Annotated in this window: 12 protein-coding genes; 3 read left to right on the plus strand and 9 right to left on the minus strand. The window is 43.7% G+C overall.

Features of this window, described 5'->3' with window-relative positions; genetic code table 11:
- Window positions 1-280: hypothetical protein (locus tag ACO6V1_RS18425; RefSeq protein WP_422467956.1), on the plus strand; the 280-nt coding region annotated here is incomplete at its 5' end.
- 5 nt (window positions 281-285) lie between these two features.
- On the opposite strand, the gene ACO6V1_RS18430 is transcribed toward ACO6V1_RS18425, so the two are convergent.
- A complete protein-coding gene (locus tag ACO6V1_RS18430) occupies window positions 286-1542 on the minus strand; it encodes an L-lactate MFS transporter (protein ID WP_422467958.1) in 1257 nt (418 codons plus the stop codon).
- Between the two features lie 692 nt (window positions 1543-2234).
- Entirely contained in the window at window positions 2235-3095 is an 861-nt protein-coding gene (locus tag ACO6V1_RS18435) for a PA4780 family RIO1-like protein kinase (protein ID WP_422445640.1), read from the minus strand.
- A 205-nt stretch (window positions 3096-3300) separates the two neighbouring features.
- On the opposite strand from ACO6V1_RS18435, the gene ACO6V1_RS18440 reads away from it, so the two are divergent.
- Both ACO6V1_RS18440 and ACO6V1_RS18445 read left to right on the plus strand, forming a co-directional pair.
- Window positions 3301-3543, plus strand: coding sequence for a DUF5062 family protein (locus ACO6V1_RS18440; protein WP_269674641.1), 243 nt, complete (start codon window positions 3301-3303; stop codon window positions 3541-3543).
- A gap of 34 nt (window positions 3544-3577) precedes the next feature.
- The gene (locus tag ACO6V1_RS18445) at window positions 3578-3925 is read left to right on the plus strand and encodes a 5-carboxymethyl-2-hydroxymuconate Delta-isomerase (protein ID WP_422445638.1); all 348 of its coding nucleotides are present in this window, start codon (window positions 3578-3580) and stop codon (window positions 3923-3925) included.
- 27 nt (window positions 3926-3952) lie between these two features.
- On the opposite strand, the gene ACO6V1_RS18450 is transcribed toward ACO6V1_RS18445, so the two are convergent.
- The 7 genes from ACO6V1_RS18450 to ACO6V1_RS18480 form a co-directional block, all read right to left on the minus strand.
- Window positions 3953-4216: a DUF6482 family protein gene (locus ACO6V1_RS18450; RefSeq protein ID WP_422445636.1), complete on the minus strand. Its 264-nt coding sequence runs from the start codon at window positions 4214-4216 to the stop codon at window positions 3953-3955.
- Between the two features lie 291 nt (window positions 4217-4507).
- Window positions 4508-5161: an SDR family NAD(P)-dependent oxidoreductase gene (locus ACO6V1_RS18455; RefSeq protein WP_422445634.1), complete on the minus strand. Its 654-nt coding sequence runs from the start codon at window positions 5159-5161 to the stop codon at window positions 4508-4510.
- Window positions 5158-5850 (minus strand): queuosine precursor transporter, encoded by a 693-nt coding sequence (locus ACO6V1_RS18460; protein ID WP_206679223.1) that lies wholly within the window; start codon window positions 5848-5850, stop codon window positions 5158-5160. The genes ACO6V1_RS18455 and ACO6V1_RS18460 overlap by 4 nt, the downstream gene beginning before the upstream one ends.
- Window positions 5851-5987: 137 nt before the next feature.
- Window positions 5988-7676: a hypothetical protein gene (locus tag ACO6V1_RS18465; RefSeq protein WP_422467960.1), complete on the minus strand. Its 1689-nt coding sequence runs from the start codon at window positions 7674-7676 to the stop codon at window positions 5988-5990.
- Window positions 7677-8352: 676 nt separating this feature from the next.
- Window positions 8353-10671 carry a hypothetical protein gene (locus ACO6V1_RS18470; RefSeq protein ID WP_422445629.1) on the minus strand — a complete coding sequence of 773 codons (2319 nt, stop codon included), beginning with the start codon at window positions 10669-10671 and terminating at the stop codon, window positions 8353-8355.
- A 50-nt stretch (window positions 10672-10721) separates the two neighbouring features.
- Window positions 10722-12917: a hypothetical protein gene (locus tag ACO6V1_RS18475; protein WP_422467962.1), complete on the minus strand. Its 2196-nt coding sequence runs from the start codon at window positions 12915-12917 to the stop codon at window positions 10722-10724.
- A 221-nt stretch (window positions 12918-13138) separates the two neighbouring features.
- Window positions 13139-15466, minus strand: a 2328-nt coding sequence (locus ACO6V1_RS18480) for a hypothetical protein (RefSeq protein ID WP_422467964.1), incomplete at its 5' end; no start/stop codon positions are given.

The following is a 15466-nucleotide window of genomic DNA, read 5'->3' on the forward strand; positions in this document are numbered from 1 at the left end:
GGCTCCATTGCCATCCAGACTGTTGAAAACTCGTTATTACATTGGAGCAACAAGGACTGTGAAAGCCGCAGGCCTATTACGCTGTGGACTGGTTTGTTGTATGCGGGTTTCAGGTCGTAAAGTTGCGGATATTGTTTGCTTATTATTGGCCGTGTTCTGGTGGCAAGTGGCAAAAACAAAGCCCGAAACATGCCGGGCTTTTAATCAGGAAGCGTGGTCAAGCGGCTCTATCTGGATTTCAGGTGTTGTTGATCAGAAAATCCATCAAGAGCTTTATTAAAATACTCAAGCAGCCTGGGCAGTTTGCACTCCCACAAAATCAGCTGCTTTTTTCGGTGGTTTGACCATAAGACCAATGGCAGCCGCTGCAAAACTTACTCCGGCACAGATCATAAAGGTGCTCTCATAATCGCCCGTGGTGTCCAGCAGATAGCCTGCCAGTTTCGGACCGGCCATGCCCGCAACACCCCACGCGCTGAACAGGATAGCGTAGTTAAAGCCCAGGTTCCGGGTACCGAAGAAGTCTGCCGTTGCAGACGGGAATACTGCCAGCATTGCACCATAGCCGAAGGTGATAACCAATGAACCCATCAGGATCATGCTAAAGGTATCAAAACCACTGAACATCAACAGCACAGCACCTTGCAACGTGTACAGAATGCTCATGGTGCGGGCACGACCGATCCTGTCAGATATTAAGCCAGCACCCGGGCGGCCCAAAGCATTGGCGACAGAGAACGCCTGAACCAGCAGGGTAATGTTAAAGGTATCGGTCAGTTGCAGCTTGGCAATGTTACCAATATGACCAATCATCATCAGACCGGTCATGGAACCTGCCAAGAACATCAGCCACAACATGGCAAACTGTGGCGTCCTGATCATCTGCTTCCAGTTGTACTCACCGGTTTGTGGGCCATCAGCAACAACCGGTCTCTCTTTGGCCTTTTTATCCGCAGTCGCCATGCCTGTTGTGGTTTCCGGAACACTCATGAACTGGGCACCAGTAACGATCACACTACCGAAGAACACCGCCAGTATATTAAAGCTGGCAAACAGGCCATATTCTGCGATCAGGTATTTGGCCAGCGGTGCCGCATACAGTGGTGCCAAACCAAAGCCGGTGACAACCAGACCGACAATTAACCCTTTTTGCTCCGGTTTGAACCATTTCACTGCTGCCGGAGCTGTTGCGGAATAACCCAAACCGATGCCTGCACCATTGAGAACACCAAAACCCAGGATAACGCCGGTCTCGGTGGGCATGGCACTGCACAGGAACATACCTGCCGCAGTGCACAGACCTGCGATGGTGATCACAACGCGCGGCCCCAGGCGATCCTGCAGCTTACCACCTACCAGCATGACCAGCGCAAACGCGGCAATGGCCGCTGCGTAGGGCGTGGATGCCTGAGAAGCGGTCCAGCCCTGAGTGTTGATAAAATTCTCGGAGAAGATACTCCACGTGTACAGACTGCCAAACATTAAGTTAATCGCCAGGCCAGCCGTCACTACGACCCAGCCACGATTCGTACCAGTTGCCATTGATGCCTCACTTAAAGCCAAGTTTATAATTTCTGTCACTAACCGAATGCTTTATTTGTTATCCAAATCTCAATGCCAAAATAAAACAGCTTGTACTACTGTTAAATAAAAAACGAAAAGCAAATAACAGCAATAAACAAACTGTTTTCCACGGCAAAGAAAAAAGTAAGTAGCACAGGGCATTGTTGTTCGTTAATCCTTGCAAAGGATTTTGCCTGCCTGCTTTACAGATGGCGATACCACCTGTAACAATTTTTCGAAAACAATAAGAAGGTGTTGTTCAATTGTTTCCTGTTCTCAATATTTTCTGCATATATTCTCTACCATGGCTTTCAAAACAGTCCTGTAAGAAAAAGAATCATTACTGAGATAAAAGCTCTGATTCTGATTGTATTTATTAAATCAACTGGAAAGATTGACAGAAGTCAAATAACAATCAATTAAAAATAATGTTGCCTTTATTGTAATTACAGGGTGTTATATTTTTAAAAATGATATTATTTGTATCATTGTTGATGTTTCCCTGAAACCTGTTTTCAAAGGGCTAATCAGATATTCAGTAGCATCATCAACATGCCGCCAGTTAAATGAAGTAACTGATCGATTGGTACTGCACCGCCCAAGCCTGAGCATTTTTTTGATCGGACAGCCTCCTGGCCCCACCTGACCGGTAGGGCTGGCTTCCGTCTCAGTCAGGCATCAGGGTTATCAGATTCTCTCAGACGTTCCTGCCGTTTCTGCTCCTCAGCCAGAACTGCTTTTATTTCGGCCAGCACTGAGTCCACATCGGCGGCTTGCTCCGCTTCGGTGAACAGGCCGGTCAGTTCGGTTTCCGGGGTCAGTTCGCCATCTTCGTAGAGTGCCCACATCTCTTTGGCATACTGGCTGTTCAACAGGTCCGGTGCAAATTGTCCATAGTATTCTGTGATGTTGTTGATATCCCTGGCCAGCATCGAGCGGGCATGGTTGTTGGCCGAGGCATCCACGGCCTGGGGCAGGTCAATAATCACCGGGCCGTAGTCATCCACCAGAACATTGAATTCCGACAGGTCGCCATGAACCAGGCCAGCGCAGAGCATCAGCATGACATAATGCATCATGGTGGCGTGGTCTTCACGGGCCTGTTCGGCGGACATGGTCACTTCACCCAGGCGCGGGGCAACCTGACCTTCATCATCCGTCAGCAGTTCCATCAACAGTACGCCATCCAGGCAGATATAAGGCTGTGGGACTCTTACGCCCGCTCTGGCCAGGCGGAACAGGGCGTCAACCTCGGCACTCTGCCAGGTCTCTTCCTGCTGTTTCCGGCCATATCTGGAGCCTTTCTCGATGGCTCGCTGCCTGCGACTGTTGCGCTCTTTGCGACCTTCCTGATATTGGACGGCCTTTTTAAAGCTGCGCCTGGCCGCTTCCTTATAAACCTTGGCGCAGCGGATATCATTGCCACAGCGCACCACATAGACATCGGCTTCTTTACCACTCATTAGCTGGCGGAGTACTTCATCCACCAGTCCTTCATCAACCAGGGGTTGGATTCGTTTCGGGGTTCTCATAAGGCACTTTTACCTTATTTGAACCCGCTAGGGAATAGCGCTTTTGGTAATAACCTTTGGGAATAGCGCATGACAGGCTGATGCGTTTGGGAATTGCAGTATAAGCCGTGCGCCGAAATCGTGTTGTTGGTCAATCTCCTGATTTGCCATATATGGTTTATAAAAGCTAATGTCCTAATACACCACTGGATTGAATGAGGCTCCAATGAAGAAGCTGAAGAATGAAAAAGAGCTGGTAAAGAAGGCCATTGAATATGGCATGAAATATGGTGAGAAGCGGGGGGTTGTGGAATTTGAGGCGACCGATTCTGCCAGTGAGAAAATCGAATATATATACCGGCTGCTGGTCCATGATAACCTCATCCAGCCTCTGCCAGAGGATCAGGTATCCCAGGTGACCATGAAGCACAAACTGGCAATTTGGGCATCTAAACAGAAGTTGGGCTGATCACGGCCTTATGCCATTTGCAAGGAGGTTTTACGTGCCACACTGTATTATCGAATACTCGCGGCCACTGGAAGCAATTGTCAGTCCAGAGGCCCTGATGGAAAGTGTGCATCAGGGAGCTGTCAGCTCCGGGCTGTTTGACGTGTCGACCATTAAGGTCCGGGCGCTGCCTTACGATCATTATCGTACAGGTACGGAGCAGGGGGGGCAGTTTATTCATATAACGGCTCGAATTCTATCCGGACGGAGTTTGCAACAGAAACAGGAACTGTCCGGTATTTTGCTGGATGCTGTAGAGGGAACTCCCCTGGATAATGTCTCCATTACTGTTGACGTGGTTGATATGGAGCGGACGGTCTACGGCAAATCGATGATTGGCTAATGAGCCTGAGGAATACCTCTCCCGGGCTCATTTTGATGATTTGGTCTGGTTTTCAGGATGGAACATCTCATCGTAGGTTTCGGAAAAAACCAGCTGCAAGTGAGGAGCAATATGATCTCCAAGGGTTTCTTTTGCCTCACTGATGCTGTGGAAAATAGCGGGGGATGTATCGTTATTTCTCAGCAGGTGCTTACCGTCCACCCGGCATAGATAGATATCCCCTTCCTGACTCAGCAGCTGGACAGGCAGCTGGTTTTTTTTGAAGGCTTTTTTCAGTTCTTTAATGGTCATTGATCTTCTCCATTGGATTATTTGAACATTGATGAAGAAAACGACGATTTAACCTGGATGTTTTCCTGTAACCAGCTGTCCGGCAAAAGGGTTGTCCAGTCCACAGGATGGCATTCCCAAAGGTTGTATGTAAGCAATCCAACTCATGGTTGCAACTCCTTTGCAGTGAAATACTTATAACTTTTGAGCCCTACCCCAAGCCACTTAACCTGATAACAGGCTTCTGGCGCATTGGAGGCAGCTTTTTTGCCGTGAATTCATACCTTATTCAGAAGCTGCCTCTGTTGTCAATCACCAGACAAAGTTAGCCTTCGCCATCTCGCCGTTATCCACCAGAACATCCTGTGCGGTCATACTGCGATTGATGATCGCCATAAAGTAAACCCACTGTGCTATTTCTTCAGAACTGGCCCATTTTGGCAGTAGCGTTTCATTCATGATGGCCTGCCATTTTTCAGGATCGTCCATGACCGGTCTGTTCAGTTCGGTAAGCACGCCTCCCGGGGAAATACTGTTGCAGGTGGCACCGTATTGAGCAACCTGCAGCGCAGTCCATTTAGTGTAGGCGACAACACCGCCCTTTGAGGCTACATACTCTGGAAATTCAGCACCGGAATGAGCACTGGCAGAGGCAACATTGACAATGGATTGAATCGCCGGTTGCAGGCCGTACAGCATGGTACAGTTCATCACCCCGCCTAAATTAATGGCGATGTCCTGTGTGGTGTTTTGCACCCCGGCGTTGTTGATCAGGTGTGTTACGCCCTTAATGGCTGGGAGCGATTCCGGGTTCGCCACATCGGCTAAAAAATGGTGGTAACGGTCGTTAACCAGTTCGCCGGGATTAACATCGATACCCACCACGGTGATGCGTTCATCTTGCAGAAAACGCTGACAAACCGCCAGGCCAATACCTGCACTGGCTCCGGTAATAATGACTTTCATGTACGCTCCCATATTTCCCTGACCTTGATTTTTCTGCACAGATACACGGCAGGAGTATCACACAGGCTGGTCACCACAAAGATACCATAGCTGGTGATGATGATACTGAGCAGGTCCGGCACCGGGAACGTCCCGTAAAACGCTCCGAAAGTAAACAGAACCGCATTCAGGAACTGCGAAATCATGGTGGACACATTGTTGCGCAGCCACAGATAATTCTCGGTAAGCCCGGTCCAGTGCCAGATTTTGTGGTAAAGCCACACATCAAAGCGTTGTGTAATGGCATAAACCAGCAGGCCGGTAATCATCAGGCGAGGCGTGTTGCTGAAGATGGCCTGAATATGCGGCATGGCAAAATCCAGGGAATTGGGCATGAAATACAGCCAGCTCTGGGAAATGGCAATAAACAGTGCCGAGGTAAAGAAGCCGACATTGACTGCGTAGTCAGACCATTTTTTACCACCCACCTCACTGAGGATATCGGTCACCAGGAAGGTGGAGGCAAACATGATATTCCCCAGGGTCATCTCCATACCGAAGGCATTGATCTGCACCAGTACTTCAATATTAGCGGCCACGATGGCCAGCACGGTGTAACAGAGGAGCCCCATTTTGCCGAACAGGCGGTAAGTTAAAATGACCATGCCGTAAAATAACAAAAGCTGGCCAATCAATAGTAATTCGTTCAAGTGTACCCTCAGATATCAACTGCTTGTTATGGTGTTGCGATTAACGGATGTTTGAGAGCAATTTTCAATACCAACATATACCGAATTATTGGTGTCACCGGCCATCAGGCTGTTGCCTTATCGGTTATGGCGTGCTCTTATTTTTTATGTCTTGATATTCTATGGTGCGATAAGTCTGTATCGGCTGCCAGCCAGCCTGTTTCCTTCAGTTTTTCTGCTCTTGCATGCATCTCAACCATTTGGCCTTTAAATGTATAATCCATCAAATCATCGGGTAGTTTGATGTTGTGTTTTTTCAGGCTATTGATAAAGCTGAAAGATCGAAGAGCACAACCTGTTGAGCCGATATACAATAATTTGTCGTATAATTCTACATGCTTTTTCCGTGAGGTAATGCGTTTCAGCATTTGATAGATTGTACTTGTAGGAGCCTGATGGTAAATCTCTTTTTTGTTAAAGCCGTAATGATAGACATAGTACAACATCCAGTCTGCCTTCTGTGGTACGGAGTTAAACGTCATACCTTCTATTGGACTTATGTTAACAATCAGGTTTGCACTCTTTAGCCTGCTATCGAAATTTTTGAAATTAAACTGATATCTGGTAAGTCTATTGAGAAACCAGGCGGCAAACTCCTTGGGTAAGGCTGGTATAACATTTTTTTTGCCAACGGCAGGATAGGGAGTAACCGTCTTTGCCCAGGTGCCGCCAAACTTATCTACACATAAATCAGCCAGTTTTCGTAATGTCAATATATTCCAGCGGGTGATTCCTTTAATGGCAGGGAGGGGGAGGGGGGGAGTCCCTTCTTTAATGCTAATCAAGGCACTTTCCAGTACTCGGGGCCCCTGGTTTTTAACCAGCTTATTTTGCAAATACTCATGCAGATAGCGTAAATAGGTATCTTGTGATTCCGCAGGATTCAGTACTCGCATGACTTTAATGAGTTCCCAGTCCGAAAATGGTCGTTCCGGTTTGGCGACTCTATGCAGATGCCTGATATGGGCAGGAAGCCACTTTTTGTAAGGTAAAAAATATCTTTTGCATGGTTCGGGAAATGGAAATACATGCTTGATAAAGCGGCGGGTCATATTGGTAACATGTTTTGATGATTCGATTGTTGATTTACTTAAAAAGTCAATCAAATATTGATAGTAGTCCTCTGATTTTGGATTAATGATGGCTAAATCTTCAAGGTACAGAACTTTTACATCAAGGTTCATTTTCCAGGCCAGAACCCGTACCAGACTGGTTGACCATGCTTTTCTGTGTGTTGATTTTACGGTGTTAAATGACGGGATCTTTACATTATTTCTTACCAGTCTTTGCCTGGTGATTTCAGTATCCTGTTGTTTACTTATGAACTCTTCAAGATAAAAATAGGCAGGTATGGCTGAATAGTCTGTGGTATCCCTGTTAACTGGCACTGCCTGTATATCGGCGGCCGGTAGTGCCTTAACGGCAGTTTCCGAATGATAGGGTGTTATTTTTACCTTTATCTTCTTATAATCTTTACCTGTTGGTGATAGATATTGGTCGGCAATAGTGCTGATAAATTGCTGCCACTGGCTTCCTGGCCAATATTCATGCTGACACGGATCAGCAATGTAAATATCGGAAGCAGCCATATAAGATGGCTGATGATAGCTCCCGTCAGCACAATGCAGATCACTATGCATATATTGGTGTTTAGCTTCATACCATTGGCTTTGCGTCTGTACACTATCACCTGAAAGACTTGGGCATACCATCAAACATACATGAGTGGTGGTTCCATCATTACCTTTCTTTGGTCCGGTTCTTACACAAAAAAAGCTGATAACCATTTTGAACAGGCTGATGGCCGGGTTTTCCAGGCAGCAGGAAGCCATTAAATGGGTCATCTCATCACATTGGGCCACTTTGTAGGTTTTGACTAACTCTGCTATTTGCATGGCGTATTTGGTCTGCTGTTGTGCCAAGTCATTAATAGGGGAAAGTTCTTGTATCAAGTGATGAATCTTCGGTACCAGTAAATACTTATAAATGTTTTCAAGACAGATGAAATTACCGTGAATGGGTAATCTTTTATGCTCTGGCATTTGAGCGGATTTATCAGAAGTTATGACATACTCAATATCCATTTTACCAATATCATCCAGTACTTTACTCAGTATTGTGGGGATTGAATGACTTTCAGCGCTCTGCTTTGAATCAATCTGCAGTTTACTTTTCTGAGAGTTTTGGTAAACAGGCTGGCCTTTTGCCATGGCAACCTGATATTCCGGTAGTTTCTTTTGAACGCTTTTCTGTTTAACACGCCCCTGATGATTAATCCGGGTGGTGTCCAGCCTGATCTTTTTCGAGGGATTGTTGTTATCCTGTTGCTGTTTTCTTTTATTCTGACGGTTTTTTTGGGGCTTTCGATCATCCATAAGCCGTATGTGGTGATGGGTAGCAGTGGATACCAGCATATTATGATTTAACCTGTTAATGGCAGTGGTGTTGTGATCTCTCAAGGCATTAGAAAACTTTTTTATGTTTTATTTTTTTATGGTACGACAGGTCTATATCCGCTGCCAGCCAGCCAGATCCCTTCAGTTTTTTCGCTCTTGCATGCATCTCAGTCACCTGCTCTTTGACTGTGTAATCCATTAAATCATCGGGTATTTTAAAGTTGTGTTCTTTCAGTCTCCTGATAGCAGTGAGCGATTGAAGACCAAAACCTGTTGAGCAGACATACAATAATTTATCGTATAATTCTGAATGCTTTTTCCGGGAGGTAATGCGTTTCAGCATTTGATAGATTGTTCTTGTCGATGCCTGATTGTAAATCTCTTTTTTGTCAAAGCCGTAATGGTAGATATAGTACAGCATCCAGTCTGCCTTCTGTGGTACGGGGTTAAATGTGATACCTTCTATTGGACTGATGTTAACAATCTGGTTTGCACGCTTTAGACTGCCATCGAAATTACTGAAATGAAACTGATATCTGGTAAGTCTATGGAGAAACCAGGTGGCAAAATCCCTGGGTGAGGTTGGTATAATTTCTTTTTTGTCAACGGAAGTATAGGGAGTCACCATTTTTACGGAGATGCCGCCAAACTTTTCGACACATAAATCAGCCAGTTTTCGTAATGTAAATATATTCCAGCGGGTGATTCCATTAATGGCAGGGAGGGGGATGTTAGCCTTTTTAATGGTGATGAAGGCATTTTGCAGTATTCGGGGCCCCTGGTTTTTAACCAGCCTATTTTGCAAATACTCATGTAGATAGCGTAAATAGGTATCTTGTGATTCCACAGGATTGAGCACTCTCAATATTTTAATGCATTCCCAGTCCGGCAATGGTCGTTCAGGTTTGGCTACTTTGAGCAAATGCCTGATATGGCCTGGCAGCCACTTTTCTGATGGTAAAAAATATCGACTGCATGGTTCAGGAAATGGAAAACCCTGGATGTTAAAGCCGTCGGTCATATTGGCAACATGATTTGATGATTCGACTGTTGATTTAGCTAACAAGTCAATCATATATTGATAGTAGTCCTCTGATTCTGGATTAATGATGGCTAAATCCTGACGGTACAGAACTTTACTATCAAGTTTCATTTTCCAGGCCATGACTCGTATTAAACGTATTGACCATGCTTTCCTGTAGGCTGATTTTACGGTGTTGAATGAAGGGATCTTTACTTTATTTTTTATCAGTTTTTTCCTGGTGATCTCAGTAGCCTGTTGTTTATTTACGAACTCTGCAAGATAAAAATAGGCCGGTATGGCTGAATAGTCTGGGGTATCCCTGTTAACTGGTACTGCCTGTATATCTACGGCCGGTAGAACCTTAACGGCAGTTTCTGAATGATAGGGCGTTATTTGTACCTTTATTTTCTTAAAATCTTTACCCGTTGGTGATAGATATTGATCGGCAATATTGCTGATAAATTGTTGCCACTGGTTTCCTGGCCAATATGCATGCTGACACGGATCAGCAATGTAAATATCGGAAGCAGCCATATAGGATGGCTGATGATAGCTCCCGTCTGCACAATGCAGATCACTACGAGTAGCTCGGTGTTTAGCTTCATACCATTGGCTTTGTGTCTGCACACTTTCACCAGAAAGACGTGGACATACCATCAAACATACATGAGTGGTGGTTCCTTCGACAATTCCTTTTTTTGCTCCGTTTCTGACAAAAAAAAAGCTGATAACCATTTTGAACAGGCTGATAGACGGGTTTTTCAGGCAGCAGGAAGCCATTAAATGGGTCAACTCATCACATTGGGCTACTTTGTAGGTTTTGACTAATTCTGCTATTTGCATGGCGTATTTGGTCTGCTGTTGTTGCAAATCAGTAACATGAGCAAGTTCTCGTATCAAGTGATGAATCTTTGGTACCAGTAAATACTTATAAATTTTTTCAACACAGGTGAAATTGCCGTGAATGGATAACCTTTTATGCTCTGGCATTTGAGCGGATTTATCAGAGCTTATGGCATACTCAATATCCATTTTACGAATATCTTCCAGTGCTTTACTCAGTATTGTGGGAATTGAATGACTTTCAGTGCTCTGATTTGTGTCAATCCGTAGTTTACTTTTTTGAGAGTTTTGGTGAGCAGGCTGACTTTTTGCCATAGTAACCTGGTATTCTGGTAGTTTCTTTTGATCTCTCGTCTGTTTAACACGCCCCTGATGATTTATTCGGGTAGTGTCCAGCCTGGCCTTTTTCGGGGGATTGTTATTATCCTGTTGCTGTTTCCTTTTATTTTGACGGTTTTTTGGGGGCTTTTGATAATTCATAAGCCGTGTGTTTTGATGGGTAGCAGTGGATACAAGCATATTATGATTTAACCTGTTATTGGCAGCGGTTGTTATGATTTCTCCGGGCGTTAGAAAACTTTTTTATGTTTTGATTTTTTATGTTTTGATTTTTTATGTTTTGATTTTTTATGGTACGACAGGTCTATATCCGCTGCCAGCCAGCCAGATTTCTTCAGTTTTTCCGCCCTTGCGTGCATCTCAATCATCCGGCCCTTGACTGTGTAATTTATTAAATCATCGGGTAGCTTGATGTTGTGTTGTTTCAATTTTCTCAAATAAGGGTGAGTTTTAAGAGCACTCCATGTTGAGCTGAGATACAGTAATCTATCGTATAATTCTGAGTGCTTTTCTGGTGAGGTAATGCGTTTCAACAGTTGATAGAGTGTTGTTGAAGAGGTCTGGTGGTAAATCTCTTTTTTGTCAAAACCGTACTGATAGACATAGTACAACATCCAGTCTGCCTTCTGCGGTACGGGATCAAATGTGATACCTTCTATCGGACTGATGTTAACAATCAGGTTTGCAGTCTTCAGGCTGCCATTGAATCTATTGAAATTAAATTGACAGTTAGTAAGTTTGTTGAGAAACCAGTCGGCAAACTTATCGGGTAAGGTTGGTATAACTTCTTTTTTGCCAGCAGAAGGATCGGGAACAACCGTTTTTGCGGTGATGCCGCCAAACTTTTTTACACATAAATCAGCCAGTTTTCGTAATGTCAATATATTCCAGCGGGTAATTCCTTCAATGGCAGGGGGAGGGACGTTTCCCCGTCTAATATAGCGGATGGTATTTTCCAGTACCCGGGGGCCCTGGTTTTTAACCAGCTTATTCTGCAAATACTCATGTAGATAGCGTAAATAGGTATCTTGTAGTGCCACAGGATTCAGTACTTTCAATACTTTAATCAGTTCACAGTCCGAAAATGATCGTTCAGGTTTGGCTAGTCTAATCAAATGCCTGATATGGCCCGGCAGCCACTCATCCGATGGTAAAAAATATCGACTGCATGGTTCAGGAAATGGAAACCCATGGTTGTTAAAGCTTTTGGTCATTTTGATAACATCCATTGATGATTCGATGGTTGATTTACCTAAAAAGTCAATCATATATTGATAGTAGTCCTCTGATTTTGGATTAATGATGGCTAAATCCGTACGGTGCAGAACTTTAACATCAAGGTTCATTTTCCAGGCCAGAACTCGTATCAAATTTGTTGACCATTTTTTCCTGTGTGATGGTTTTACGATCTCAAATGAAGGGATCTTTACACTATTTCTTACCAGTCTTTGCTTGGTGATATCAGCAACCCGTGGTTTATTGATTGGTTTCTTTACAAATTCTTCAAGATAAGAATAGACCTGCATGGCTGAATAGTCTGTGGTATCACTGCTAACTGGCGCTGTCTGTACATCTTCGGCCGGTAGCTCCATAACGGCAGTTTCCGAATGATAGGGCGTTATTTGTACCTTTATTTTCTTAAAATCTTTACCTGTTGGTGTGAGATATTGATCAGCAATATTGCTGATAAATTGCTGCCACTGGCTTCCTGGCCACAATTCATGCTGACACGGATCAGCAATGTAAATATCGGAAGTAGCCATATAGGATGGCTGATGATAGCTCCCGTCAGCACAACGCAGATCACTATGAGCATGTTTGTGTTCAGCTTCATACCATTGGCTTTGCATCTGCACACTATCACCTGAAAGACTTGGGCATACCATCAAACATACATGCGTGGTGGATCTTTTCATCTTTCCTTTCTTTGCTACGGCTCTCGCACTAAAAAAGCTGATAACCATTTTGAACAGGCTGATGTCCGGATTTTCCAGGCAACAGGAAGCCATTAAATGAGTCATCTCATCACATTGGGCTACTTTGTAGGTTTTGACTAACTCTGCTATGTGCCTGGCGTATTTGGTCTGCTGCTGTTTCAAGTCATTAACAGGAGAGAGTTCTTGTATCAAATAATGAATCTTTGGTACCAGTAAATGCTCATAAATCATTCCAACACAGGTAAAATTGCCGTGAATGGGTAATCTTTTATGCTCTGGCATTTGAGCGGATTTATCAGAGCTTATGGCATACTCAATATCCATTTTACGAATATCATCCAGTACTTTACTAAGTATTGTGGGAATTGAATCACTTTCAGTGCTCTGTTTTGAATCAATCTGCAGTTTACTTTTCTGAGAGTTTTGGTGAATAGGCTTACCTTTGGCCATAGCAACCTGATATTTCGGTAGTTTCTTTTGATCTCTCATCTGTTTAACAAGCCCCTGATGATTAATCCGGGTGGTTTCCAATCTGATCTTTTTTGAGTGATTGTTGTTATCCTGTTGCTGTTTTCTTTTCTTTTGACGGTTTTTTTGGAGCTTTTGATCATCCATAAGCTGTGTGTTTTGATGGGTAGCAGTGGATACCAGCATATTATGATTTAACCTCTTAATGGCAGTGATTGTTGTGATCTCTTAACCCAGATATTTCATAAACGTGCTCCCGATCCTTTTTTATGTCTTGATATTCTATGGTGCGATAAGTCTATATCGGCTGCCAGCCAGCCAGATTTCTGCAGTTTTTTGGCTCTTGCATGCATCTCAGTCACCTGATCTTTGACTGAATAATCCATTAAATCATCAGGTAGTTTGATGTTGTGTTTTTTCAGGCTCCTGATAATACTAAGAGATCGAAGGCCAGAAGCTGTTGAGCTGACATACAATAATTTATCGTATAATTCTGAATGCTTTTTCCGGGAGGTAATGCGTTTCAGCATTTGATAGATTGTGTGTGTAGGAGCCTGATGGTAAATCTCTTTTTTGTCAAAACCGTAATGACAGACATAGTACAACATCCAGTCTGCCTTCTGTGGTACGGGTTTAAATGTGATACCTTCTATTGGACTGATGTTAACAATCAGGTTCGCAGCCTTTAGCGTGCTATCGAAATTAATGAAATTAAATTGATATTTGGTAAGTTTGTTGAGAAACCAGTCGGCAAACTCATCGGGTGAGGTTGGTATCACGTCTTTTGTACCAAAAGAAGGATAGGGTGCAACCGTTTCTGCGGAGATTCCGCCAAATTTTTTTACACATAAATCAGCCAGTTTTCGTAATGTCAATATGTTCCAGTTGGTGATTCCTTCAATGGCAGGGAGGGGGATGTTAGCCTTTTTAATGGTGCTGAAGGCATTTTGCAGTATTCGGGGCCCCTGGTTTTTAACCAGCCTATTTTGCAAATACTCATGTAGATAGCGTAAATAGGTATCTTGTAGTTCTACAGGGTTCAGTACTCTCAATATTTTAATCAGTTCACAGTCCGAAAATGATTGTTCAGGTTTGGCTACTCTGGCCAGATGCCTGATATGGCCTGGCAGCCACTCCCTGGATGGGGAAAAATATCGACTGCATGGTTCCGGAAATGGAAATCCATATTTGTTAAAGCTTTTGACCATATTGATAACATGTTGTGGTGATTTGATTGTTGATTTACCTAAAAAGTCAATCATGCATTGATAGTAGTCCTCTGATTTTGGATTAATGATGGCTAAATCCTTACGGTGCAGAACTCTAACATCAAGGTTCATTTTCCAGGTCAGAACCCGTACTAAGTTTGTTGACCATTTTTTCCTGTGCTTTGATTTTACGGTGTTTAATGAAGGGATTTTCACACCATTTCTTATCAGTCTTTCCTTAGTGACCAAAGCAGCCCGTTGTTTTAGTTTCTCAGCTTTTTTCGCTGTATTGGCTGCGAACTCCGCAAGATAAAAATAGGCAGGCATGGCTGAATAGTCTGTAGAATCACTGTTAACGGGTACTGCCGCCTGTACCTTTGCAGCCGTTAGCTCATTAGCAGTAGTTCCCGAATTATAGGGCGTTATTTGTACGGTTATTTTCTTAAAATCTTTATCTGTTGGTGTGAGATATTGATCGGCAATATTGCTGATAAATTGCTGCCACTGGCTTCCTGGCCAAAATTCATGCTGACACGGATCAGCAATGTAAATCTCGGAAGTAGTCATATAGGTTGGCTGATGATAGCTCCCGTCAGCGCAATGCAGATCACTATGAGTATATTTGTGTTTAGCTTCATAGCATTGGCTTTGCATCTGCACACTATCACCTGAAAGCCTTGGGCATACCATCAAACATACATGAGTGGTGGGTCTATCCAGCTTTCCTTTTTTTGATCCGGTTCTCGCAAAAAAAAAGTTGATCACCATTTTGAACAGGCTGATGGCCGGGTTATCCAGACAGCAGGAAGCCATTAAATGCGTCATCTCATCACATTGGGCCACTTTGTAGGTTTTGACTAACTCTGCTATTTTGATGGCGTATTCGGTCTGCCGTTGTTTTAAGTCATTAATAGGGTAAGATTCTTGTATTAAGTGATGAATCTTTGGTACCAGTAAATTCTTATAAATCTTTTCAACATAGGTAAAATTGCCGTGAATGGATAATCTTTTATGCCTTGGCATTTGAGTGGATTTATCAGAGGTTATGGCATACTCAATATCCATTTTACGAATATCCTCCAGTACTTTACTCAGTATTGTGGGAATTGAATGACTTTCAGCGCCCTGCCTTGAATCAACTTGCAGTTTGCTTTTCTGAGAGTTTTGGTGAATAGGCTGACCTTTTGCCATAGCAACCTGGTATTTCGGTAGTTTCTTTTGATCTCTCGTCTGTTTAACACGCCCCTGATGATTAATCCGGGTGGTTTCCAATTTGATCTTTTTTGAGGGATTGTTGTTATCCTGTTGCTGTTTTCTTTTATTTTGACGGTTCTCCGGAGATTTTTGATAACCCATAAGCCG

This window comes from Endozoicomonas sp. ALC013, assembly GCF_049310205.1.
Classification (GTDB): Bacteria; Pseudomonadota; Gammaproteobacteria; order Pseudomonadales; family Endozoicomonadaceae; genus Endozoicomonas.

Coding starts and splice junctions, on each gene's coding strand:
- ACO6V1_RS18435 (WP_422445640.1), bottom strand. CDS start 3,095: ATGAGAACCCCGAAACGAATCCAACCCCTGGTTGATGAAGGACTGGTG.
- ACO6V1_RS18475 (WP_422467962.1), bottom strand. CDS start 12,917: ATGAGAGATCAAAAGAAACTACCGAAATATCAGGTTGCTATGGCCAAA.
- ACO6V1_RS18455 (WP_422445634.1), bottom strand. CDS start 5,161: ATGAAAGTCATTATTACCGGAGCCAGTGCAGGTATTGGCCTGGCGGTT.
- ACO6V1_RS18430 (WP_422467958.1), bottom strand. CDS start 1,542: ATGGCAACTGGTACGAATCGTGGCTGGGTCGTAGTGACGGCTGGCCTG.
- ACO6V1_RS18450 (WP_422445636.1), bottom strand. CDS start 4,216: ATGACCATTAAAGAACTGAAAAAAGCCTTCAAAAAAAACCAGCTGCCT.
- ACO6V1_RS18440 (WP_269674641.1), top strand. CDS start 3,301: ATGAAGAAGCTGAAGAATGAAAAAGAGCTGGTAAAGAAGGCCATTGAA.
- ACO6V1_RS18465 (WP_422467960.1), bottom strand. CDS start 7,676: ATGGTTATCAGCTTTTTTTGTGTAAGAACCGGACCAAAGAAAGGTAAT.
- ACO6V1_RS18470 (WP_422445629.1), bottom strand. CDS start 10,671: ATGCTTGTATCCACTGCTACCCATCAAAACACACGGCTTATGAATTAT.